16 protein-coding genes are annotated in these 24277 nt (G+C 70.8%); 10 read left to right on the top strand and 6 right to left on the bottom strand.

The annotated features are described in order from the left end of the window. Positions 1–22 precede the first annotated feature (22 nt). From ACERZO_RS39845 to ACERZO_RS39835, 3 genes are read left to right on the top strand one after another with little or no spacing between them, the layout of a single operon-like run. The gene (locus ACERZO_RS39845; RefSeq protein ID WP_372671189.1) at positions 23–895 is read left to right on the top strand and encodes a transporter substrate-binding domain-containing protein; all 873 of its coding nucleotides are present in this window, start codon (positions 23–25) and stop codon (positions 893–895) included. A gap of 11 nt (positions 896–906) precedes the next feature. Continuing rightward, positions 907–1830, top strand: coding sequence for a poly(ethylene terephthalate) hydrolase family protein (locus ACERZO_RS39840; protein ID WP_372671188.1), 924 nt, complete (start codon positions 907–909; stop codon positions 1828–1830). A gap of 10 nt (positions 1831–1840) precedes the next feature. Continuing rightward, entirely contained in the window at positions 1841–3214 is a 1374-nt protein-coding gene (locus ACERZO_RS39835) for a hypothetical protein (protein ID WP_372671187.1), read from the top strand. Here the strand turns inward: ACERZO_RS39835 and ACERZO_RS39830 are convergent. The 3 genes from ACERZO_RS39830 to ACERZO_RS39820 all read right to left on the bottom strand — a co-directional run bounded on the left by ACERZO_RS39830 (position 3202) and on the right by ACERZO_RS39820 (position 7051). Next, on the bottom strand, positions 3202–4146 hold the full coding sequence (locus ACERZO_RS39830; RefSeq protein WP_372671186.1) for a WxL protein peptidoglycan domain-containing protein: 945 nt from the start codon (positions 4144–4146) through the stop codon (positions 3202–3204). The genes ACERZO_RS39835 and ACERZO_RS39830 overlap by 13 nt on opposite strands. 61 nt (positions 4147–4207) lie before the next feature. Next, on the bottom strand, positions 4208–5737 hold the full coding sequence (locus ACERZO_RS39825; protein ID WP_372671185.1) for a fibronectin type III domain-containing protein: 1530 nt from the start codon (positions 5735–5737) through the stop codon (positions 4208–4210). A 114-nt stretch (positions 5738–5851) separates the two neighbouring features. Then, on the bottom strand, positions 5852–7051 hold the full coding sequence (locus ACERZO_RS39820) for a HupE/UreJ family protein (protein ID WP_372671184.1): 1200 nt from the start codon (positions 7049–7051) through the stop codon (positions 5852–5854). 158 nt (positions 7052–7209) lie between these two features. On the opposite strand from ACERZO_RS39820, the gene ACERZO_RS39815 reads away from it, so the two are divergent. Continuing rightward, positions 7210–7869 (top strand): hypothetical protein, encoded by a 660-nt coding sequence (locus ACERZO_RS39815; protein ID WP_372671183.1) that lies wholly within the window; start codon positions 7210–7212, stop codon positions 7867–7869. A gap of 39 nt (positions 7870–7908) precedes the next feature. Continuing rightward, on the top strand, positions 7909–9561 hold the full coding sequence (locus ACERZO_RS39810; RefSeq protein WP_372671182.1) for a RecQ family ATP-dependent DNA helicase: 1653 nt from the start codon (positions 7909–7911) through the stop codon (positions 9559–9561). Between the two features lie 29 nt (positions 9562–9590). On the opposite strand, the gene ACERZO_RS39805 is transcribed toward ACERZO_RS39810, so the two are convergent. From ACERZO_RS39805 to ACERZO_RS39795, 3 genes are all read right to left on the bottom strand, one after another. Next, positions 9591–11204, bottom strand: coding sequence for a DUF4041 domain-containing protein (locus tag ACERZO_RS39805; protein ID WP_372671181.1), 1614 nt, complete (start codon positions 11202–11204; stop codon positions 9591–9593). Positions 11205–11336: 132 nt separating this feature from the next. Beyond that, the gene (locus ACERZO_RS39800; protein ID WP_372671180.1) at positions 11337–16220 is read right to left on the bottom strand and encodes an RHS repeat-associated core domain-containing protein; all 4884 of its coding nucleotides are present in this window, start codon (positions 16218–16220) and stop codon (positions 11337–11339) included. Between the two features lie 88 nt (positions 16221–16308). After that, positions 16309–17466, bottom strand: coding sequence for a mandelate racemase/muconate lactonizing enzyme family protein (locus tag ACERZO_RS39795; RefSeq protein WP_372671179.1), 1158 nt, complete (start codon positions 17464–17466; stop codon positions 16309–16311). 73 nt (positions 17467–17539) lie between these two features. On the opposite strand from ACERZO_RS39795, the gene ACERZO_RS39790 reads away from it, so the two are divergent. The 5 genes from ACERZO_RS39790 (at position 17540) to ACERZO_RS39770 (ending at position 24267) form a co-directional block, all read left to right on the top strand. Beyond that, on the top strand, positions 17540–18274 hold the full coding sequence (locus ACERZO_RS39790) for a FadR/GntR family transcriptional regulator (protein ID WP_372671178.1): 735 nt from the start codon (positions 17540–17542) through the stop codon (positions 18272–18274). 46 nt (positions 18275–18320) lie between these two features. Further along, positions 18321–19469, top strand: coding sequence for a Gfo/Idh/MocA family protein (locus ACERZO_RS39785; protein ID WP_372671177.1), 1149 nt, complete (start codon positions 18321–18323; stop codon positions 19467–19469). A 111-nt stretch (positions 19470–19580) separates the two neighbouring features. Continuing rightward, positions 19581–21005, top strand: coding sequence for an ABC transporter substrate-binding protein (locus ACERZO_RS39780; RefSeq protein ID WP_372671176.1), 1425 nt, complete (start codon positions 19581–19583; stop codon positions 21003–21005). Beyond that, the gene (locus ACERZO_RS39775; RefSeq protein ID WP_372671175.1) at positions 21002–23017 is read left to right on the top strand and encodes an ABC transporter permease; all 2016 of its coding nucleotides are present in this window, start codon (positions 21002–21004) and stop codon (positions 23015–23017) included. The genes ACERZO_RS39780 and ACERZO_RS39775 overlap by 4 nt, the downstream gene beginning before the upstream one ends. After that, entirely contained in the window at positions 23014–24267 is a 1254-nt protein-coding gene (locus ACERZO_RS39770; RefSeq protein WP_372671174.1) for a mandelate racemase/muconate lactonizing enzyme family protein, read from the top strand. Before ACERZO_RS39775 ends, ACERZO_RS39770 begins: the two co-directional genes overlap by 4 nt. Positions 24268–24277: the final 10 nt, after the last annotated feature.

Raw genomic sequence — 24277 nt, 5'->3', positions numbered from 1 at the left:
ACGAAGCCGAAGTGCGATCCTCGTGACCGCCGCCCTCGGGCTGGCTGCCACCGGGTGCACGGTGGGCACCGATTCCCCCGGCCTGGCCACCGGAACGAGCCTCCCGGTGGTGCAGTCCCTGCACGACGCGCTGCCGCGGGCGGTCAAGGACGCGGGTGAGATCCGGTTCGCCGGCGACTCCCACCCGCCCTACCGCACGGTCGCACCGGACGGCACGGTCACCGGGATCGACGCCGACTTCCAGGCCGCGATCGGCCAGGTCCTCGGCGTCCGCACCCGGACCGTCGTCGTCGCCGGGCTCCCGGCCGCGCTGCAGGGCATGCAGGCCGGCCGGTACGACGCGTTCAACGGCCCGGTCAAGGCGACCGCCGAGCGCGAAAAGCAGTTCGACACGATCACCTGGATGACGACCCGGACCGCCTATGTGTTCCCCACCGATTCGACGGCCGGGATCGCGCGGGTCGAAGACCTGTGCGGCAAGCGCATCGCCGTGGTGACCGCGAGCGTCGTCGAAGACCAGCTGAACAAGCTGTCGCGGTTCTGCACGGACACCAAGCGGAAGGCAACGCAGACCGTCGGCCTCGACGACACGAACGCGACGCTGCTGGCCACCCGCTCGGGCCGCGCGGACGCCGCGGGGATGACCGAGGCCGCGGCGATCGACGTCACGCAGCGGCAGGGCGGGACCAAGTACGTCACCCAGACCGAAGCGCAGGGGGCCACCAAGGACGACCTGGCGTTGTACGTCCCCAAGTCGTCCGGACTGGGCCCGGTGCTGCAGAAGGTGTTCGAAGAGCTCTTCGCGGACGGCACATACGTCGGGATCATGTCCCGCTGGGGACTGAACCAGGTCTCGGTGCCGAAGCCGGTCTTCAACGCGGCCACCCCACGGTGAAAGGACTTCCGATGGCCCTTTTCAAGCCCGCTCTCGCCGCCGCCGCGACGGCCCTGGTCGCGCTGACCGCGGCGGTCGTCGTCCCCAGCTCTCCCGAAGCGGAAGTCGCGGCCCCGCCCGCGCCGCCCGCGTCCACGGTGTTCCACCCCGTGGTCCGCGAAGCCGCGGCCAGGACGGGGAACTACGCCGCCGAGTACACCGTCTACCGGCCCGCCGACCTGGACCGCGTGCCCGGCCGGCTGCCGGTCGTCGTGTTCGGCAACGGTGCCTGCCGGCACGCCAGCAACGACGAACTGCTCACCCTCGAGACGCTGCTCGCCGCGCACGGGTTCGTCGTCGTGGCGGTCGGCGGGTTCGACGAGCCCGCCCTGACCGAGAACGGCAGCCCGGAACCGGCGGTCGTCACCGACGCCATCACCTGGGCGCAGCGGGAGGACGACCGCCGGGGCAGCGATCTGCGGAACCGGCTCGACACGCACCGGATCGGCGTCACCGGCCACTCCTGCGGCGGCATCGAAGCACTCGTCGCCGGCGCGGACCCCCGGGTGAAGTCGGTGCTCTCGCTGGACAGCGGGTTCTTCGCCGACGGCACCCTCGGCTACGGCCGCGAGCACCTGCGGAACCTGCACACGCCCACGCTGTTCGTCGACGGCGGCCCGGACGACGTCGCCTACCCCAACAGCGCGGCGAACTACGACCTCGTCACCGTCCCGGCGGTCCACGCGACCAACCCGGCCGCGGGCCACACCGGATTCGTCTACGGCCAGCGAAACGGCAGCCCCGACCCGAGCGTCCGCGAGGAAGCCGTCCGGGTCCTGGTCAACTGGTTCGACTTCACCCTCAACGGCAACCGCTCCGCGCGGAGCTACTTCCTCGGCACGGACTGCGGTCTCTGCGCCACACCGGGCTGGACCGTCACCGGCAAGAACTTCTGACAGGAGCACCATGCGCAGCAAGCTCACCCTTCTGGCCGCGGTCGCGGTCCTCGTCGCCGGGCTTCCCGCCACCGCCCACGCGGCGGAAGCCGGGACACCGTGTCCGGATCCCGTCGCGACGGCGCGGTGCACCGACGGGCAGCTGACCGACGGCACGCCGTACACGTTCGCGAAACCGGGCCGGTGGAACGGTGCTGTGCTGGTCGACCTCGACTTCGCCGCGGGCGGCCTGGCGAGCCCGCTCACGAAGAGCCTGCTGGACCGCGGTTACGCGGTGGGCGGCACCACGCGCGCGGTCAGCAGCTGGAACATCGCGCGGGCGATCGACAACCAGGCGGAGGCGCTCGGCCGGTTCGAAGCCGCGTTCGGCCGGGCCAGATACGCGATCGCCGAAGGACGGTCGATGGGCGGCATGGTCGCCGCCGGTGTGGCGCAGGTGCACCCCGGCCGCTTCGCCGCGGCCATCCCGATGTGCGGCGGCCTCGGCGGCTCGGTGGGCCAGTGGAACCAGAAGCTCGACACCGTCTTCACGCTCAAGACGTTGCTGTTCCCCGGCTCGGCCCTGCCGGTCACCGGCATTCCGGCCGACGTCCCGGGGACGCAGCAGCAGTGGCTCTCGGCGACGGCGTCGGCGCAGGCGACACCGGCGGGCAAGGCGCGCATCGCCCTCGCGGCGGCGATCGGCCAGCTGCCGGCCTGGGGACTGGCCCCGGACGGCTCGGCGACCCCGGTCCCGGACGACCGCGACGCCGACGGCGTCGAGCAGGGCGCGTTCCTGGCCCTCGCCGGTGGCCCGCTGCCGTACCTCGGGCAGGCGGTCAGCAGCCGGCGGACGATCGAGCAGCTGTCGGGCGGCAACCCGTCCTGGAACACCGGGGTGGACTACGCGCGCCAGTTCGCCTCGGCGGCACCGAGTCTGCAGAACGCCGTGCGCCGGCTGTACTCCCGCGCGGGCCTGGACTTGCGGGCCGACTTCGGCCGTCTCGCCGCCGAACGCCGCGTTTCCGCCGACCCCGCGGCGGTCCGCTACCTGGAGCGGGGCATCGTGTTCACCGGCGACCTGCGGATCCCGGTGCTGACGGTCAACGGCACCGGCGACCAGATCTCCACGGTGGCCCAGCAGCAGTCCTACGGCGCACTGGTCCGCCGGGCGGGCAACGAGTCCCTGCTCCGGCAGACGTACGTCCGGACCGCCGGGCACTGCACCTACACGACCGGTGAACAGCAAGCGGCCGTCGACCGCATGCTGACGCGGTTGCGCACCGGGCACTGGCCGGACACCTCGCCCCGGACGATGAACACGCTCTCGATCGCCGTGGACGGTGCGGAGGGACGCTACCTGAGCTACGTCCCGCCGCGCTTCAACCGGCCCTACCCCGCGTGAGCGCGCTTGCGGCGACGCACAACCAGGAACACGATCAGCAGTACACAAAGGACGATGAAGAGCACCGCGGTCCACGGGACGGCCGAGGAGTGCGCGGTGGTGTCCACACCGGACAGTGGGGTCGTCGAGCCGGCCGCGTCGGTGAGCAGCGGGACGAGGCTGACCGTCCCGGCCAGGTACAGCGCGGGTGTCACGCCGTGGACGGCCGCGGTCACCTGCCACGTCTCGCCGGGGAGCAGCGGCGGCGAGTCGGGGATCGGGTCGGCGGCGACGCGCAGGCTGCCGAACGGGCCGGTCGCGGTGGCCGACTGCCGGGCCGTGACGACGGCGTTGCCGCTGTTGCGGATCGTGTAGGCGAGGGTCGCGTCGCCCGTGCCGAGCGGGTCGATCGTGCCGGAATACCGCATGTCCAGGTTCTCCACCGCCAGGGCCGGCCGGAGGTCGCCGCCCACGCGCAGCCGGATCCGCAGGCCGACTCGTCGCTCCACGTCGCCTTGGGTGAGGGAGGCGAGGATGCCGCCCAGGTGATCGCCGGGGGTGGCGTCGGCAGGGAGCGCGAGGGTGAACGGCACCTGCGCCGACTGTCCGGGTCGGACGGTGACGCGGTCGTGCGCCGGGTGGACCCACGCGCCGACGCCGGTCGAGGGCTTGGCGTGGGCGAGGAGGTCGAGCTGACCGGATTCGGCCGTGAAGGCGTCCGCGGCGTACACGGCGAGGTCCAGCGGGACGGAACCGTGGTTGGCGATCACCAGGCCGTCGTCGATGCGGTCGCCCGGGGCCGCCGTGTAGCTGTAGTTGTCGCGGCCGGCGCCGAAGTCGTTGGCGGCCGTCGACACCGTCCACGGTGTTTCCTGTGCTTCGGCGGGTGCGGCGACGGCGAAACCCAGGGAGGCGGCCAGCAGGGTCACGACGGCTCGGGTGATGGCGTGCATGGGGTGTCCAGTCGAAGAGGGCCCGCGTGGGTGGAAGCGAGTCCCACCCACGCGGGACGGATCAGTTGAGCGCGGTGATGGTGCGTCCGGGGCCGGTGGCCGGCTGCTCGAGCCAGCACGGCGTGCCCGGCGCGGGCGACCCGCCGCCGCCGTGGCCGCGGTAGGGGTGGATGACGACCTTGTCCACAGTGGACCCGACCGGCTGCGCCGGGGTGGCGCCGCTGTCCGGGCCGCACCAGGCGACCTTGCCCAGCTCGACCGCCGCGTTCGGCGCGGCGCACGTGCCGCTGCGGAGGTTCTGCACGACGAGCTTGTCGTCACGCACGCCGACCTTGACGTAGGTGCGGACGTGCTCCTGGTTCTCCACCGAGTTGGCCCAGTGGTGGTCCGGGTTGAGCGGGTCGGGCCCGTAGTTCGGGTCCTGGGTGGTGTCCGGGTCGGTGAGGTCGTAGTACTTCGAGCCGGACGCGGAGTTTGCCGTCACGTAGACGACGCCGCCGGGGCCCTGGGTGACCTGGGTGGCGCCGGGTTGTTCGCCCGGGTTGGCCTTCTGCCCGTTCTTGATCACGTAGCTGCGCGAGTAGCTGTGGTCGTGACCCTGCAGGACCAGGTCGACGCCGAGGTTCGAGAACGCGGTCGGGAAGTCCTGGCGGCGCTGCTGGTTGTCCTTGTCGTTGGCGTGGTCGGCGGGCGAGTAGATCGAGTGGTGGTAGACCAGCACGGTGTACTTCGCCTTGCGGCCCTGGTTCTTCACGACGTCGGTGACGTACCCGATGTGGGCTTCGTCGGCACCGGTGGCGTAGGCGTTGCTGTTGAGGTCGATGAACAGCACGTCCTTGTAGAGGTACCAGTAGTCGCCGCCGGAGCGGGTGCTCGGGTCGCCGTTGTAGTACGCGGCCGAGCGGTCGGTGTTCGGCGTCCAGAAGTGCTGCTCGTAGGCCTTGCCGCCGACGTCGTGGTTGCCGATGGTTGCCGCCCACGGGTACTGGCGCAGCTTGTCGGAGGCCAGGAAGGCATCCCACTGCGCCTCGGTGTTGGCGGACTCGACCTGGTCGCCGCCGGAGACGAGAAGTTCGGCGTCCGGGTTCGCGCCGAGGGCGACGTTCAGGGTGTCGGCCCAGCCGGCGCCGTCCTTGGCGACGTTGCCCGACGAGCCGATCTGCGGGTCGCCGAAGAACAGGAAGTCGAAGTCGCCGCGGAAGTCCTGGGTCTTGAAGGTGTACACCGGCGACCACGTGCTGCCCGAGCCGACGCGGTAGGAGTAGCCGGTGCGCTGGCGCAGGCCGTCGATCGTGGTGTGGGCGTTGAAGCCGCCGTTGACGCTGTTCGCGGCCACGGTGGCCGGGAACGTCTGGGCGTTCTTCGGGAACTGGCCGTGCTTGAGCTGGTTCGTCGGCGCGACCTGCACGACCTGCTTGGCGTCGGACGAGGCGTACCAGCTCACGACGCGCTGGGACTCCTTGGCGCCGACGCCGAGGATGACGCCGGACAGCGTCACGGGGGTGTCGGCGGCGGCCGCGGTGACCGGGCCGGTGCCGAACGCCACGGCGACGCCCAGGGCGGCCGCCGCGATCGTTCTCGGGAACTTCATCGAGTTTTGTCCGTTTCGGTCGGGAAAGCGGGATGAGGCGGTGAGAGCGTTGACGCTCGTGATGTGGGGCAGGTGAACTGAGCCGGGACAGCCGGTTGCGTACGCCCGAAGAACTCAGCCGCCGGCCACCCGCTGCACGAACCAGGTCAGCCCCACGACGGACACGGCCGCCGCGATCGCGCCGGTCGCCCAGCGCGGCGCGGCCGGGGACCGGCGGCGCAGCAGGGCCAGCAGCGGGAACACCAGCGCGATGATCGCCAGCTGCACGGTCTCGATCCCGAGGTTGAAGACCAGCAGCGACCAGAGCAGCGTCCACGACCAGGCGGCGTCGATGCCGAGTGCCGACGCGAAGCCGAGCCCGTGCGCCAGGCCGAAGCAGAAGACCACGCCGAGCCGGATCCAGCCGGCCCGGTCCAGGCTGAAGTGGCCGTCGCCGGCGAGGTCGCCGGCCGGCGAGCCGCGGCGCCACATCCGCCACAACGGCCACGCGGCGACGACGGCGATCGACAGCGCGATGAGCGGTTCGATGATCTCGGCGGGAACGTGCACGAGGCCGAGCGCGGCCAGCACGAACGTGACCGAGTGGGCGAGCGTGAACGTCGTCGCGGCGAGCACGATTTCGCGCAGGCGGCGGGAGCCGGCGATGAGCGCCAGCAGGAACAGGATGTGGTCGAGCCCGGTCAGCAGGTGTTCCGCGCCGAGCCGGAAGAACTCCAGGAACCGCTGGGTCCAGGCCTGGTGGGTCGAGAACGAGGGCTGCTGCGCGTCCAAGGCGGCGCTGCCCGAGGCCAGGTCGAGGTGGTAGGTGAGGATCGTCTTGGTGTCGCGGACGTAGCCCTCGGCGTTCCCGAACAGCGTGGCGGCCACCTCGTGGGACTCGGCCGCCGGGCACCGGTAGTCCAGGGTGAGCCGGGTGTAGGGCACGCCGTCGCGTTGTTCGATCCCGAAGCCGCCGTCCTGGGCGGGCACGCAGGACTGGCCGGTGGCGGTGACGCGGAACCGCTCGCTCACGTACTCGACCACGGTCGCCGCGTGGGCCTGCAGGGCGGCGGCCTGCTCGGCGGCGTCGCGGGCGTCGAACGCCGCGGTGCCCTGCCGGAACAGCGGGTCGTCGCGTCCGGCGTCCGCGGCCGACACGACGAGCAGGTCGTACTCGAGACCCAGCACGGCACGGACGTGCCCCTGCTCGGGAGACGTCAGGTCGGCGTAGACGGTCGACGAGAAGCCGTGGGCGGAAGCGGGCGGCCCGCTCAGCGTGACGGCCACGGCCGCGAGCGCGGCGACGGCGAAGGCTTGGGCGAGACGGCGGCGCATGGGGTCCTCTTTCCGGTCGCCCCGCAGACTGCTGGCCGCAGGCGAACGCACGGCGAACAACCGGCGACGGGATGCCGACGGCCGTCGCACGGGACGGGACGTGGGGTAGGAAGAGGCGACTTCCCCTCCCGAACTGCCCTCCCGAAAGGACGATCAGCGTGCGTTCGCGTCTGTGGACGGCCGGCGTGGTGGCCGCGCTCGCCGTCGTGGCCGCCGGCTGCGGTTCGGCCGACGACTGGTCGGGACCGCACCCGAAGCCGGGCCCGATCGGGGCGCTCGGGCCCGGCTTCGTCACGGCGTCGCCCACGCCGGAGGCGACGGTGACTCCGAGCCCGGGCTCGTGGGACGCGGTCCGCCCGTCGCCCGGCTACCGGGTGGTGCTGCTGAAGTCCGGCGACGACGCGCCGAGCCGGACGTTGGTGGCCGCGGTGACGAGCTGGGCCGCGCAGGAGCAGGTCAGCCTGAAGACCGTCGAGGCGCCCGAGACCGGCCGGTTCACCGAGAGCATCAGCGAAGCCGTGAAGCTCGCGCCGGACCTCGTCATCAGCACCGGCAAGGACCTCGTCGACGCACTGGCCCTGGTCACCGCCAGCCACCTCGACCAGCAGTTCCTGGTCCTCGGCGCCGAGCTGGCCGAACCCACGGCGAACGTGACCGCGGCCAACTGGCCCGGCGCGTCGTTCCGCGGCGAGGGCCTGGGCACGTCGACGGGCTACGACCCGGCGTCGTTCACCCCGGACCGCGCGTCGGCGGCGGTCCGCGCGGGCGTGGCGAGTGTCCTGAACGGACTGACGGGGATCGTGATCCGGCTCGCCTAGCGGGGGTTTCTGCCGCCGGGGCGCGGGTACCTGCGGCGGATGACAGGCAGACGCGACGAACTCCAGCGGATCGCGGCGGAGAACTTCGGCTGGTCACAGCTGACCGGCGAGCAGCTGGCGGCGATGGAGCACGTGATGGCCGGCCACGACGTCCTCGCCGTGCTGCCCACCGGGGCCGGCAAGTCCGCGATCTACCAGGTGCCCGCGCTGCTGCTGGACGGCCCGACGCTGGTGGTCTCGCCCCTGATCGCCCTGCAGAACGACCAGATCGAAGGCATCGAGGGCAGCCGCGCCCCGGCGGCCGTCGCGCTGAACTCCGCCCAGCGCGCGGCCGAGCGCAAGCACGCCTGGGAGGCGTTGCGGGCGGGCGAGGCCGAGTACCTGTTCCTCTCCCCGGAGCAGCTGGCGTCCGACGAGGTGCTCGACGCGGTCGCCGAGCTCGGCGTGTCGCTGTTCGTGGTGGACGAGGCGCACTGCGTCTCCGCGTGGGGCCACGACTTCCGGCCGGACTACCTGCGCCTGGCCCCGGTGATCGAGCGGCTCGGGCACCCGCGCGTGATCGCCCTGACGGCGACCGCCGCACTGCCGGTCCGCACCGACATCGCGGCCCGGCTGGGCCTGCGCGGCCACCGCGAGGTGCTGGCGAGCTTCGACCGGCCCAACCTGCGCCTCGGCGTCGACCCGCTCCCGGACGACGACGACCGCCACCAGGCCGTCCTCACCCGGACGCGCGCGCTGACCGAGGACCCCGCGACCCGGCCCGGGCTGGTGTACGTCACCAGCCGCAAGGACGCCGAAACGTACGCGGGGGAGCTCGCCGCGGAGGGCGTCCGGGTGGCGGCGTACCACGCCGGGATGAAGGCGGCCGACCGCGAGCGGGTGCACGAGGAGTTCCTGAAGGGCGACCTCGACGTCGTGGTGGCGACCTCGGCGTTCGGCATGGGGATCGACAAGGCCGACCTGAGGTTCGTGCTGCACGCGGCCGCACCGGAGTCGCTCGACACGTACTACCAGCAGATCGGCCGCGCCGGCCGCGACGGCGAGCCGGCGGAGATCACGCTGTACCACCGCCCGCGCGACCTGGGCCGGCAGAAGTTCTTGACGGCGGCGAAGGCACCCGAGCAGGCGCTGACAGAGGTGGCCACGACCCTCGCGGAGCACGACGAACCCTTGAAGCCGGCCGAACTCGGCAAGGAGGTGACGGTCTCCTCAGCCCAGCGCACGCGGGCGCTGAACCTGCTGGAACAGACGGGATCGGTCGCCGTCACCCCCGACGGCCGCCTGGAACAGTCCGATGTGGACCCCGAGGAGGCGGTCGCGCGAGGAGTGGAGGCCGCCGAAGCCCACCAACGCCTGACCCGCTCCCGGATCGAGATGATGCGCGGCTACGCCGAAACGACCGGCTGCCGTCGCCAGTTCCTCCTCGGCTACTTCGGCGAGCAGCTCGAGGAACCGTGCGGAAATTGCGACACGTGCATCGCCGGCACCGCCCAGGCACCATCGCCGGGCGCGTTCCCGGTGAACAGCGTGGTGGAGCACGCGGAGTGGGGCCGGGGCATCGTGATGTCCTCGGACGAAGAAACGGTGACGACCGTGTTCGACGACCACGGCTACAAGACGCTGTCGGCCCCGGCGGTCCGCGAGCAAGGCCTCCTCACCACCGTCGACGGTCCGCGTCGGCCGCGGGGTTGACGGGGCGTGGTGGCCTGTGTGGCTGCGGACTACGAAACCGCCGCTGAGACGGCCGGTGCATCAGTGCCGCCGGCCAGCTGCCGACTGGAACGCCACTCTTCCGCTTCGGGTTCCTCGACGTAGTCGACGAGGTTGTCCTTCAGACCCAGGTCTTCGAGGATGGCGAGAATCTCGGACGGGGTGGCGTAGAAGAACTCGCGCCTGAGGTTGACCCGGTTGACGCGCCGATCGGCGAGGTGCTGGTGCAGCCGCGTTTCCAAGCTCACCGCGTCGGCGTCGAAGATCTTGGCGTGGACGTCGAATCTGAACGGAACAGAGGCGTCGCCGAGTTCCCGCACGCGCTCGAGCGGATCGAGCCGCCGGGTCAATCCGATTTTGACGACACCGTCGCCGAAGGACCCGACGTTGGAGATCACGTAGACCCACCCGGTGCGGATGTTCGCTTCGCGCTCCTCGACCCCTCTGATCGCGTCACCGATCTCGTCCAGTTTCGTGCGTGCCGCTTCGGCCTGCTGCGCGTCACCGGACTCCGCCCACTTCTGCAGGGCGTTGCGCCAGTGCGCTTCTTCTTTGGCCAGCCGGACCTTTTCACGCTCGAACTCCCGCTGCGCCTGCTGCTCGTCCCGTTGACGCTCGCGCTCGGCTCGGATGCGCTCTTTCTCCTCTTCGACCTTCGCGAGGTGGTCAGCGGTGAGTTCGAGTTCTTCGAGACGCAGCCTGTGATAACCGGGAGCGATGTTGATGTTCATGGTTTTGCCGAGACGGGAGATGACCTCACGGGTTTTGGTCAGACGGTCCTTTGCGGAGTCGAGCCGGTAGGGTCGCATGGACCTCACGCAGTTGTCCGCTTCGGCGTTGTAGGCGCGGAGCATCAGCTTGGAGAAGTCCCGGACCATGCGCTGGCCTTCCACGGCGGAGCCGTTCACCGTCCAGTCCGTGCTCGCGGTGATCGCGTGGTTGTTCTTCGCGGCGATCTTGATGGAGTCCTTCAGCCGCTGCAAAGCCGCCTTGTAGGCCACGGCGTCGGCGAGCCGGTGCCGGAACTCGTAGATGCCGGCCTCTTGAAGAAGTGTGATCTCTTCGGTCTCGACGATCTGGCCGCGCAGTGAGCGGAGGTCCGTCGCCGCTTCGTCGAGTTTTTGCTTGACGGCGGCCAGTTCCGCCTCGGCGTCCTTCCGGCGCTGCGCTTGAGCTTCGCGCTGCTTCTGGGCGTCCTGCTCAAGCTCGGCGACAGTCCGGCGCATCTGCCGGATTTCTCGCTCCAGTTCCAGCGCGTCCTTGCCACGAAGCTCGGCGTACTTGGTGTTGAGATCCGCTAGCTTCGCGCTCAACGTGGCGTTCTGTGCACTGAGTTCACGAACTTGAGAGGCCGCCTGCTGGAACTTGGCGTTTTCCGCGCTCAGTTCAGTCTCGAGTTCTCGAACCCGTTTCCGGGAGCCGAACAAGCCGGGCTTGCCCGATGCCGCGGGAGCGGATCCTGCCTGGACCGGCGCCGGTTGGGCCCGCGGTTCGGGTTCAAGGGTCCACAGCTGCCAGAACTTCGGCGGCGCCGGCCAGTCCGCGGGTGGCTGCCAGCCAGGCGGCGGTGTCCATCCGGCGGGAACGGCCGGCCAGTTCGGCGGTGGGTTGAACCTGTATGCCATACCGCGTGCCTCCACTGCTGACGATCACAGCAGGAGTCGCGACGTCGCGAACACGCGTTACACGTTAGCGGCCGATGAGCGCCGTGTCCTCGATACTGCCGGCGAGCCCCACCGCTCGGCGGGCAGCGAGGTCTAGCCCAACCTAGGCCGCTTCGCCGGCGGCCCGGTGGGCGACGCCGGCGGAGTGTGCACCGGCGGGGGACCGCTCGAAGGGGTCGGGCTGGTCGGCGCGTGCGGCATCGGCGTCCCGTCCGGCAGGACGCTCGACGATCCCGGCGGCAGCCCGTTCGGCGCCTGCGGGTACGACGGCCACGGACCGCCCGTGTGGTTCGGCGCCGCCGGGTTCGTGTACGTCGGGTGTGATCCGCGGTCCGGGCGTGGGGGCAGGTACTTGTCCTCGTGCGCGCCCGTGCCCGAGGAGCTCTTCGAGTACTCGACCTGGCCGTAGCTGCTGCCCTGGCGGTTGTAGTGCTTGTTGTCCTCGATCGGCAGCTTGTGCCCGGTCTCGTTGAAGTACGTCCCCGCCGCCTTGTTGTGGCCCATGATCGCGTTCTTCTTGGGGACGATCTGGTCCGGCGTGCCGTCCTGGTGGTACGTCTGGAACTGGCCGTGCTTCTGCATCCACTTGTTCTGCGCGTCGGTCTTGAGGCCGGGCGGCATCTGGTGCTTGTTCACCAACGCGTCTTCGAACATCGGGCGGATGTTCTGGTGCGTCCAGCTGGGGTTGTCCATGCCCGCCGCCGGCCGGTTCTTCTTGTTCTTGTTCGGGCCCGCCGGCGCCGACTCCTTGTACCAGCCGCCGCCCGGGGACTGGCTGTACTTCCCGCCGCCCGGCGACTGCTGGATCGGGTTGTTGCCGACGTTCGTGTCGATCGTCAGCTTGGGCTTGCCGCAGGACTGCGGGGCGAGGCCCAGCGGGTCGATCTGCCCGAACGGGTTGTCCACGTAGGCATAGGGATTCGGCCCCGGCACCAGGCCGAGCGGGTCGGGACTCAAGTAGCGCGCGGTCACCGGGTCGTAGTAGCGCTGGGCGTTGTAGTGCAACCCGGTTTCGGCGTCGAAGTACTGCCCGGGGAACCGCAACGGGGTCGCCGAAGCCCCGCCCACCCCGTACACGCTCGTGCGCGCGCACCACGTGATCCGGCCGTGGTCGTCGACCAGCTCCGCGGGGGTGCCCGTCAGGTCGGCGACGATCGCGTCGAACCGGGTGTCCACCCACGCCTGGCCCGGCCGGGCCGCCCGGCCGCGCTGGGCAAGGGGCCGGTAGTCGCCGGGCTCGTAGTCCCACACCGTGGCCTGGACGCCGTCGGGCGTGTGCCGGGCCTCCTCGACCAGCAGCTGGCCGTCCCAGGTGAACTCGACGCGCTCGAGCGGGGTCCGGCCGTCGGCGGCCAGGTGCTCCTTGGCGACGCGGCGGCCCAGCGCGTCGTAGGTGTAGCGCCAGCTGGTGCCGTCGGGAACCGCGGCCGCGACGAGCCGGTCGTCGCCGTCCCAGGTGAACCGCCAGGTCAGCTTCGCGCCACCGGGCACCGTGCGTTCCCGGAGCACGACCCGCCCGCGCCGGTCGTGCCCGTAGCGCGTCCCGCCGGCCGTGGTGACGAGCGGGCCCGCGAACGTCCGCCGGCCCACCAGGTCCGGCTCGGCCGTGGGCCACGCCGCCTCGGTGATGTTGCCGGCTTCGTCGTAGCGGTAGGACTCGGACCCGCGCGGGGACCGCACGTCGGTGACCCGGCCGAGCGGGTCGAGGCCGAACTCGCGCGGACCGGTCGCCTGGTCGTGCAGCGCGACCAGCTCGCCGTCCGCCCGGTAGCCGTAGGAGCGCTGCTGGCGGGTCGCACTGGAGCGGTCGGTGATCACCTGCGACGCCAGCTGCGAGTTCGGCGTCCAGGTCTGCGTCAGGGTGGCGCCGGCGCCGAGGGTGCGGCGCACTTCGCGCCCCGCGGCGTCGTGGGCGAACCGCAGGTCGCGGCCGGCGAGCCGGGCGGCGACCGGCAGCCCGGCGGCGTCGAACTCCCACGCGCTTTCCGCGCCGGACGGCGTGGTCCGGTGCACCCGGCGGCCCGCGGCGTCGTAGGCCGAGCGCACCGTGCGGCCGTTGACCGTCTCGGCCAGCACCCGGCCTGCCGCGTCCCGCTCGTAGCTGATCCGCGTGGTGCCGTCGTCGGCCGCCAGCAGCTGCCCGGTCGCGCTGACCTCGAACCGGGTGGTGCGGGTCCCGTCGACCTGCTCGACCAGGTGGCCGGCGAGGTCGTAGCGGAACGTCGTGCGCTGCCCGTCGGGGCGGACGCGCTCCACGAGCCGGCCGGCCGCGTCGTAGCCGAACGTCGTCACGCCGCCGGCGAAGTCGGTTTCCCGGACCAGGTTCCCGGCCGCGTCGCGTTCGTAGCGCCAGACCCGGCCCTGCTCGTTGGTGACCGCCTCGACCCGCAGTTCGCCGTCGTAGCCGACCGAGATCCGGCTGCCGTCCGGGAGGATCTGCGCCGTCGGCTGGTCGAAGCCGCCGTATTCGTAGCGGGTGACGCCGCCGGCCGCGCCGGTGTGCGCCCGGTTGTTGCCCTCGCCGTCCAGCACCCACCGGTCCTGGGTCCCGTCGGGGTTCTGGTGCCAGGCGAGCTTCCCGTCCACGGAGTAGCCGAAGCGCTCCACGCCACCGACGGGGTCGGTGATCGCGACGACGCGGCCGAACTCGTCCCGTTCGTAGCGCGTGACGCCGCCGAGCGGGTCGGTCACCGCGATCGGCAGGCCGGCCTCGTCGTTGACGATGGTGGCCGTGGCCCCCGCCGGGTCGGTCCGCGCGATGGTGAACCCGCGGTCGTCGTAGCGGTACCGGGTGGTCGCGCCGTCCGGTTCCACGACCGCGACGAGGTTGCCCCGCTCGTCGAACTCCTGGCGCGTCGCGACGCCGGGCGCGTCGTGGACCGTCACCGAGCGCCCGTCCGCCGCGCGTTCCCAGGTGCGTTCCGTGCCGTCCGGGCGGGTCTCGGCGAGGAGGTTGCCGAGCTCGTCGTAGCGGTAGCGCGTGGTGCGCCCCAGCGGGTCCGTCGAGCTCAGCCGCCGGCCGTGCGCGTCCCATTCGGACAGTGTCACGTGCCCGAGCGGGTCGACTTCGCGGACCACCTGCCCGGCTTCGTCGTAGTGGAACTCGCTCGTGTGGCCGAGTGCGTCGGTGGACCGCGTGACGCGGTTCTCCTGGTCGTACTCGAGCACGCAGTCCAGGAACCCGCCCGAACCTTCGGTGCGGACGACGCGCCCGGCGTGGTCGTAGTGGTAGCGGAACCACTCGTCGTTGCGGTCGGTCCAGCCCACGATGCGCCCCGCGCGGTCGTAGGTGTAGGTCATCGGCTGCCCCGACGGATTGGTGACCGAGACGAGGTTCCGGCGGTCGTACCCGTAGCGGACCAGCTCGACCTCGCCGTCGCCGGTGACCGCGTACAGCGCGGTGACGAGCCCGTCGACGGTTTCGAAGCGGACGCGGTGCCCGGCGGTGTGCCGGATCTCCAGCGGAAGCCCGTCGTCGGCGCGCACGACCTCGAACGCGTTGCCGTTGCGGTCGGTCACCGAGGTCAGCAACGCCCGCTCGCCCGGCGCGAAGTAGAGCAGCCGGCCCAGCTCCTGGTCGTCGACCAGGTAACCACCGTCCGGCGCGCGCTTCAGCGGGCGCAGCGGGCCGCTTTCGGCGACGACCCAGTCGTCCGTGCCCGGGGTCGGGTAGCGCAGCAGGGTGCCGTCTTCGGCGGCGAAGCTGACGCCGAGCGCGTCGGCCTCGATCCGCTGGTCCACAGTGGACACCCAGCTGGCGCCGAGGAAGAGCCCCGCGCGGTAGCCGGAGAAGTGCGTCCGCCGGAACACCAGGGGCAGCACCCCCAGCAGGCTCGCGTCGACCTCTTCCATCACCATCTGCCCGGTCGAGACGGCGACCGGGTCGGTCACGCAGACCTCGTTGCCGATCGAGCGGTTGTTCTGCCCCTGGCCGCGGATTCCCTGCGGTTTGGTGCCGTCGGGGTTGCCGCGGGAGCCGTTGCCGCCCTGGCCCGCGTTGTCCGGGCCCTTGCCGGGAGTGCCGGACGGGACGGTGGAATCGCCGTTGCCCGACGGACCCTTGCTCCCGGAGGTGTCGGTGGAGTCGCCCTTGTGGTTGTTCGGGGCGCCCCCGCTGTGGTCACCGCTGGTGCTGGTGGAGTCACTGCCCTTGCCCTTGGGGCCGCCCAGGTCCTTGGGGTTGCCGTTGATGTCGCCGTGCTTCGGCGGCGGCGCGGCCTTGCCCGGCTTGATGTTCTTCAGCGCCTTCCCGGCGTCGTCGAACAGCGACCCGGCCCGCTTCAGCAGCGGCATCAGCGCCTGGAGCGCCTTGACCAGCTTGGTGGTGAGCTGGCTGATCTTCGACGCGGTCTTCGCGACGGCGCCGATGACCTGCGGGACGACCCAGGTCAGGCCGATGCCGAGGGTGAACACCACCTGCAGCGCCCACGAGATCAGGTGCCCGATCAGTTCGGCGATGATGTCGCGCACGAGAGCGCGGACCGCCGCGACGACCTCGCCGGCCGTCTTCACCCCGCTGGCCGCGCCTTCGCAGCCCTTCTGCGCGCTCGCCATCAGCGTCGAGGTGTCCTCGGCACGCTTGCGGTAGGCGTCGGCCGCCGGGCCCGTCCACCCGCCGAGGTCCGCCTTGACCGCGTCCACCAGATCGGCGGACACGCTCCCCAGCTCCTTGGCGACGTTCGCCCAGGTCTCCGACTGCGCCGCGATTTCGTCCGCGTTGCCGGTCAGCGCGTTGAGGGCTTCCTTGAGCGGCCCGACGTGCTCGATCAGCCAGCCGACCCCGGCGGCGAGGATGGCGCCGAACGGGTCCATCGCCATCGACAGCGCGTCGAGCGCGGTCCCCACCGCGCCCATGGCCACGGACGCCCAGTCGCCGCTCTCGATCGCCTTCTTCAGGTCGGAGGCGCTTTCCAGCAGTGACACGCCGGAAATCGCCGTCGTCGAATCCTTCACCGGCGCAACCAGCGGATTACTCACCACGCCGACAGTATCGAACCCGGCCCCCGGCCGCCCGGACCTGTGCCCCATCGGGCAAATACGAGTGGCCGGAGACGCAGCGGCGCAGTTACTCGAACAACCCGAAGCCCGGGACGGCGTGCGCCCGGACGCCGTCCATGTCGAGTTCCACGCCGATGCCGGGCGTGTCGGGAAGCGTGATGTAGCCGTCCTTGACGATCGAGCCGCTCCCGTCGGGCGCGTGGACGTAGCTGTCCCACACTTCGCGCTCTTCGAGGGCGTGCCATTCCTGGACGTAGAAGTTCGGGATCGCGCCGCACTGGTGCGAGGTCGCCATCGTGCCCAGCGGCGTCGACACCAGGTGCGGTGCGAAGGGGACGTAGTGCAGCTCCGCGAGGTTGGCGATCTTCTTGGCCTCGGCGAGACCGCCGCACTTGGGCACGTCCGGCTCGATGACGTCCACGGCACCGCGTTCGAGCAGCTCGCGGAATCCCCAACGCAGGTAAAGGTTTTCTCCCGCGCAGATCGGCGTGCGGGTCTGCGCGCGCACCCGCACCAGCGCGTCGACGTTCTCCGCCGGCACCGGTTCTTCCAGCCACATCAGGCGGAACGGCTCGAGCTCCCACGAGATCCGGCACGCGCTCGGGACGTCGTAGCGGGCGTGCAGGTCGATGGCCAGGTCGACGTCCGGGCCGATCGCCTCCCGGACGGCGGCCACGCGGTCGACCATCGAGCGCAGCTCGGCCGCGTTGACCGTGTGGTTGAAATCGTCGAACTTGGCCGGGTGGCGCAGGTCGTCGATGTCGAACTTGAGGGCGGTGAAGCCCTCGGCGACCATCCGCTGGGCCCGGTCGACGCACCCGGCGACCGAGCCCGCCGGGTCGTCGCCGTCGCCGCAGTCGGCGTAGAGGCGGATGCGGTCGCGGAACTTCCCGCCGAGCAGCCGGTGCACCGGCTGGCCCGCGGCCTTGCCCGCGAGGTCCCACAGCGCGAGCTCGATGCCGGACAGGGCGATCACGAACACCCCGCTCTGCGCGCCCGCGAAAACCTTGCTGCGGCGCAGTTTTTCCCAGCACCGCTCGACGTTGCGCGGGTCCTCGCCGACCAGGAGGGGGGTCAGGGACTCGATCATCCCGACGACGGCGCCCGCGCCCGCGTCGGGATTGGCCTCGCCGAACCCGCTGAGGCCTTCGTCGGTGTCGATCCGCACCAGCGTGGCTTGACCGTGGTAGGCCACCACCGCCGTCGTCACGTTCACGATCCGCATTGCTCTCCCGCCGCCGGGTAGTGCCGAAAGAACGGACTGTCGCGAAGTCCAACTTGTCCTATAAGCTGATGACATGCCAAGGAGACAAGAGTCTCCGGACGCTGTCAAGGTCCGGACCCTCCCGGTGCAGGTGGCGGCCCACCTGACCCGCCGCATCGTCAGCGGCGCGATCGAGGACGGCCGGGCCCCGTCGGAGCTCGAGATCTCCCAGGAGTTCGGGGTGTCCCGCGTGGTCGCGCGGGAGACGCTCAAGATCCTCGCCTCGCTCGACATCGTCGACGTCGCGCAGGGCCGCCGGGTCGTCGTGCGCCCCCGCGCGGAGTGGGACTACCTCAACCCGTTGCTGATCGAGTGGCTGCCCGCCGACATCGTCGACGAGCTGCTGCAGGAACTGCACCAGATGCGCGCGCTGCTCGAGCCCGAGCTGGCCGCCATGGCCGCGGCCAGCGTCACCGACGAGACGCTGGCCCGGCTCGGGGACGAGATCGGCCGCATGGCGGCGCTCGAAACGGATCCCGAGGCCTACCTCGAGGTCGACCACGAATTCCACATGGAGATCTGCCGGGCGGCCGACAACCGCATCCTGGACCGGATCATGTACTCCGCACGCTGGCTCGGCACGGCCAGCCGGCGCGTCACCAACGAGGCGCCGGCCGGTCTGCGCCGCGCCACCGCCCAGCACACGGAGATCTACGAGGCGCTCGTGGCGCGCGACCCGGCCGCGGCCCGCGAGGCGATGCGCAAGCACCTGAGCAACAACTACTCCACGCTCCTCGCGGAAAAGAAACAGCGAAGCAAGCGTCGCTAGCACACTGCACGACCGATCCGGAACCGATGACGAGGACGGACGAGCCATGGCAGCACCTGCGATCCGGCCGATCCGGCTGGGGCTGATCGGCACCGGGCTCGCGGTCGAGAAGCTGCACTGGCCGGCGTTGCGCGGGCTCGCCGACCGGTTCGTCGTCACCGCGTTCACCGACCCCTCCGCGGAACAGCGCAAGCGGTTCACCGGCTACAGCGGAACCGATCCGGCGTCGGCCACCACCGATCGGGCCGCGTTGCTCGCCCGCGACGACGTGGACGCCGTGCTGATCTCGGTGCCGATCCCGCACTTGTACGAGGTGGCGTGCGACGCGCTCGCCGCGGGCAAGGACGTGTTCTGCGAGAAGCCGGCCGGCGTCGACGCGGAGCAGGCCGAGGCCTTCCTCGCCCTGGCGGCCGGGTACCCGGACCGCGCCTTCGTCGTGGGCGAGAACTTCTTCTACCGTGACGACCTGCGCTACGCCCGCGCCCTGCTCGACAGCGGCGCGATCGGCCGTCCGCACCTGATGGCGTGGCGGCACGCCGGCCAGTCGGTGCCCCGGCCGGGCGGCTTCACGAGTACGCCGTGGCGGCAGCGGCCGCAGTACCGCGGTGGTGTGCACCTCGACTTCGGCGTGCACCACATCGCCCAGATCAGGCTGCTCTGCGGCGACATCGCGCGGCTGCACGGTGCCGTGCAGGCGGCCAACAGCACGATCGACGCACCGTCGGACCTCGCGCTCACCCTCGTCTTCACCGGAGGCGCCATCGGCAACTACACCGCGTCCTTCCCCGAAATCCCGGTGCCGCCCGAGCCCAACGAGATGCGGCTGTACGGCACCGAGGGTGTGCTCGTGCTCGCCGGGGACGAGTCGGAGCGCCGCGTGACGCGCAGCAGTCCCGACGCCACCACCCACACGACAGTCTTCCGCGGTAGCGACAACGGCTACCGCGCGGAGCTCGTCGACTTCGCCGATGCCGTGCAGTTCGGCGCGCGGCCGGTCGGCAGCGTGGCCCAGAGCGTGGCCAACACGATGGTCGTCCAGCGGGCGCTCGACTCCGCGGAACGGGCGGCGGTACTGGCGATCGACCCCGTGCGCGGCGCGGGCCCGGTACCGCTGTGGCGGCCCCGTGGCTCGACCGGGCTCTTCGACGGGCTGCCAGGACAACGCATCAGCAGTTCGGCGTCCTTCGCCGCATGAACGACCCCCAGCTTTGAAGACTCACAGCGCGGCGCTCGCCGCGCTGTCCCGCCGGTTGCAACGTCGCCCCGTCGGTACGCGTCCGCCCGATCGGACGCGAGAGGAGTTGTCATGGAACAGAAAACGGACCTGTCGAGGCGCACGTTCCTAGGGGTGAGCGCGCTCGGCGTGCTCGGTCTCGCCGGGTGCGGGAGCGGCCCGGCACCGGCGCCGCAGGTCGACGTCCAGGTGCCCCAACCCTTGCTCGACCAGGCGGCCTCGCTGCGCGGTGGGTCGGTGGGAATGCTTTCGCAGAAGCTGTATTCGGAAGCGGCCAACAAGGCGCTGGACAAGTCGCTGCAGGCGTTCGCGCAGGCGACCGGAACCACGATCCGCAACGACCTGGTCTCCGGCGACGCCGGGGACATGGTCGCGAAGATGGACGCCGAGGTGAAGGCGGGCACCAACCGCGACCTGGCCTTCGTGAGCGACCGGCGGTTCGTCGGCCAGCTGCACAACCTCGGCGCGCTCACCGACGTCACCGACGTGGTCACCGACATGAAAGCGCTTTACGGCGAGCCCGCGACCGAGGCGAACGACTACTGCGTGTTCGACGGGCGCTGGTTCGCGATCCCGTACCACTTCATCGCGTCGGGGATGTACCTGCGCAAGGACTGGTACCAGGAGAAGGGCCTCCCGCTCAAGCCGTACTACACGTGGGAAGAATTGCGCGACAACGCGTTGGCGGTTTCCGATCCGTCGAAGCGGCGCTTCGGCTGGGGGCTCACGGTGAACCGCTCCGGCGACGCCAACGGCTTCATCCAGAACGTCATCAACGTCTATGGCGGGGCGATCGCGGACAACACCGGCACGAAGGTGGTGTTCAACTCGCCGGAGACCGTCGCCGCCGTCACGTTCATCGGCGACATCTACACGAACCCCAAGTACCAGCCGATGCTGCCGCCCGGGGTCGGCAGCTGGACCGACTCGAGCAACAACGAGAACTGGCTGGCCGGGATCCTCGGGCTCACGCTCAACCAGTTCAGCGTCTACGCCGACTCGAAGACGAAGAAGAACCCGGTCTACGGCAACACGCACGTGTTCAACGGCGCCACCGGCCCGGCGCTCGACGTGCCGCTCGCGTACGGCGAGTCCAACTCCTTCGTCGTGTTCAAGGGGGCGAAGAACCCTCAGCTGGCCAAGGTGGTGGCGAAGTTCATGGCCGGCGGGACGGCGCTGCTCGGAGTCGCGAAGGAAGCACCGTGCCTGGTCAACCCGTCGTGGAGCAAGGTGTGGGACTCCGACCCGTACTACACGACCGGTGACCCGGCCTTCGCCGCGCTGCGGGAGCAGACCCGCGTGCAGCTCCCGGTGAAGACCGAGACCGGCTACGCGTTCCCCCAGACCCCGAGCCCCGGCGAGCAGGCCGCCATCGCCGCCTACCTGCTGACCGACATGATGCAGTCGGTCATCCAGGGCACCAAGCCGGCCGACGCCGTCGCCGCGACCCACGGCCGGATCGTGCAGATCTTCGAGCAGCAGGGTTACCGGCAATGACGGTCGTGCGCACGAAGACGCCGCGGCCGGCGCCGGTCCGCCCGGCGCCGGGCGGGTCGTCCTCGCTCACGCGCGTGCAGCGGCTGCTCGGGCGCGACTGGCGCCTCGCCGCCGTCTTCATCGGGCCGACGCTGGTGCTCGTCGCCGGCCTGATCCTGGTCCCGATCGTCGGTTCGATCTTCACCAGCGCCACCGAACGCCACGGCGCCGAGACGGTTTTCGTGGGGCTGGACAACTACACCGCCCTCATCGGCGACGGCCTGTTCTACCACGGCGTGCTGAATTCGTTCGTCTTCACCGCGTACGCCGAGATCTTCAAGGTGACCTTCGGCCTCATCGCGGCGTTGATGCTGCACCACATGCGCCGCGGCAAGGCGATCGTCGCCGGCGTGATCCTGCTGCCGTGGGTGATCCCGACCGTCGTCACGGCCTTCACGTGGCGGTCGTTGCTGGACCCGATCTTCGGCAGCGTCAACGTCCTGCTCACCGAGTCCGGGATCGGGCCCGGCCTCGCCGCGATCGGGCTCGTCGACAAGTGGCCCGCGGAGTGGCTGTCCGATCCCGCGCTCGCGATGCCGGCGGTCATCCTGGTCAACGTCTGGAAGGGCATCCCGTTCTTCACGGTGACGTTCCTGGCCGGGCTCAAGGCCATCGACGGCAATCTCCACGAGGCGGCGATGGTGGACGGCGCCTCGCCGTGGCAGCGCTTCGTGCACATCACGCTGCCGGGGCTGCGGCCGGTCATGATCGTGACGGTCCTGCTGTCGTCGATCTGGACGTTCAACAACTTCGACCTGATCTGGCTGATGACCCAGGGTGGCCCGGGGGACGCCACCGCCCCGTACGTGATGGTGGCCTACTCCAAGGCCATCCAGCAGCTGCAGCTGGGCGCGGGCGCCGCGGTCACGCTGGTGATGCTGCCGGTCATCGCGATCCTCGTGGTGATCCTCGTGCGGCTGATGCGCCGCGACGACCGGCCGGGCGCGGTCGACCTGGGGCGCCGCCGGCTGACTCCGGCGCAGCGCCGGGCGCTGCCGTGGGCGATCGTGGTCGTCTCGGTGCTCGTGCTGGCCTGGGCGTCGCCGCACATCGTCTGGAAGGCCGCGCTCGTGCTGGGCGTGTTCGTGCTGCTCGCGGCCGCGGTCGGCCGGGCGGTCTCCGTGCTCGCCATCCGCGGCAACCGGCTGGCCGCGCGCCTGGTCGGCGGCACCGGCAGCGGGCTCGCACTCCTGGCGCTGCTGGGTTTCGTGCTCGCCCCGCTGTACTGGATGACGATCACGGCCTTCAAGTCCGACGACCAGATCGTCGCGCGCACCGACGACCTCTGGCCGACCCCGTGGACCACCCAGCAGTTCACCAACCTGTTCACCGGGGCGTTCGGCACCTGGTACGTCAACACGATCCTGGTGTCGGTGGCGTCCACCGCGATCGCCCTGGTCTGCGCGGCCCTGGCGGGGTACGCGCTGGCACGGCTGAAGTTCCGGGGTTCGGAGAGCTTCACCGTGACGATCCTGCTCACCTACGTGATGCCGGGCGCGCTGCTGTTCATCCCGTTGTACGAGCTGGTGAGCTGGATCGGGCTCAACGATTCGCTGTGGTCGCTCGTGCTCGCCTACCCGACGTTCACGCTGCCGTTCGCGACGTGGCTGCTCGTCGGCTACTTCAAGTCGATCCCGGCCGACCTCGAGGAGGCCGCGCTGGTCGACGGCTGCACGCGGTTCGGGGCGTTCGTGCGGATCGTGCTGCCGCTGGCCAAACCGGGCCTGCTGGCGGTCGCGCTGTTCACGCTCACCAACGCGTGGAACGAGTTCCTGTTCGCCTTCGTGTTCATCACCAAGGACGAGAACAAGACCCTGCCCGTCGGCATGCAGTCGATGATCTTCGGCGACGTCGTGCCGCAGGGGCAGCTGGCCGCGGCCTCGCTGCTGGTCAGCATCCCGGTCGTGCTCATGTACGGGTTCGGGCAGCGGTTCCTGACCGAGGGCCTCACCGCGGGCGCGGTGAAGGGATGATCACCGAGGAGCACGTCCCGACGGCGTCCCGGCCGAGCGAGCTGCGCATCACCGACCTGCGGGTGGCCAACCTGGCCGGCGTGCCGTTCCGCTCGTCGATCATCCGGATCGACACCAACCAGGGACTCGTCGGCTACGGGGAGGTGCGCGACCAGGCCAGCGCCACCTACGCGCTCGTGCTGAAGAGCAGGCTCGTCGGGGAAAACCCCTGCAACCTCGACAAGATCTTCCGCAAGATCAAGCAGTTCGGGCACCACGGCCGCCAGGGCGGCGGGGTCTCCGGCGTCGAGATGGCGCTGATGGACCTGGCCGGCAAGGCGTACGGAGTGCCCGCGTACGCGCTGATCGGGGGCCGGTTCCGGGACTCGGTCCGCTGCTACGCGGACACGCCGTCGCTGCCGGACCCGCACGCGATGGGTGCCCGGCTGCTGGAGCGCAAGCAGCGCGGCTTCACGATGCTGAAGATGGACGTCGGCATCGACCTGCTGTGGGACGTGCCGGGGGCGCTGATCGCGCCGCCCGGCGCGCGCGAGGACGCCACGACGATGCACCCGTTCACCGGCATCCAGGTCACCGCCCGCGGCGTCGAGCACCTCGTGTCCTATGTGGACATCGTGCGGTCCGTCGTCGGCTACGACGTCGCGCTCGCCGCCGACCACTTCGGCCACATCGCCCTCGACTCGGGCATCCGGATCGGCCGCGCCCTGGAACCGTTCACGCTGGCGTGGATCGAGGACCTGATCCCGTGGCAGCTCACCGATCAGTGGCGTCGGCTGACCGATGCCGTCGCGGTCCCGACGTGCACGGGGGAGGACATCTACCTGGTCGAGGGTTTCCGGCCGCTGCTGGACGCGGGCGCCATCCGCGTCGTGCACCCGGATCCGGCGACGGCGGGCGGGATCGCGGAGACCAAGCGGCTCGGCGACTACGCGCAGGAGCGCGGGATCGCGATGGCCCTGCACCTGGCGGCGTCACCGATCGCGACGATGGCGTGCGTGCACCTGGCCGCCGCCACGGAGAACTTCCTGGCCCTCGAACACCACGCGGCCGACGTGGAGTTCTGGAGCGACCTCGTCACCGGTCCGCTGATCAGGGAGGGTCACATCACGGTGCCGGATACGCCGGGGCTGGGGTTCGGCGACCTCAACGAGGAGCTGCTGCGCCGCCACCTCGACCCGCGCGATCCGGTGTTCTTCGCGGAAACGACGCACTGGGACAAGGAGTCGAGCCACGACCGGCTGTGGAGCTAGGGTCACCGAT

It is taken from the genome of Amycolatopsis kentuckyensis, from assembly GCF_041679295.1.
In the GTDB taxonomy this organism is placed as follows: domain Bacteria; phylum Actinomycetota; class Actinomycetes; order Mycobacteriales; family Pseudonocardiaceae; genus Amycolatopsis; species Amycolatopsis kentuckyensis_A.
The sequence above is the reverse complement of the archived record's forward strand: the minus strand, read 5'-3'. Positions and strand labels throughout refer to the sequence as shown.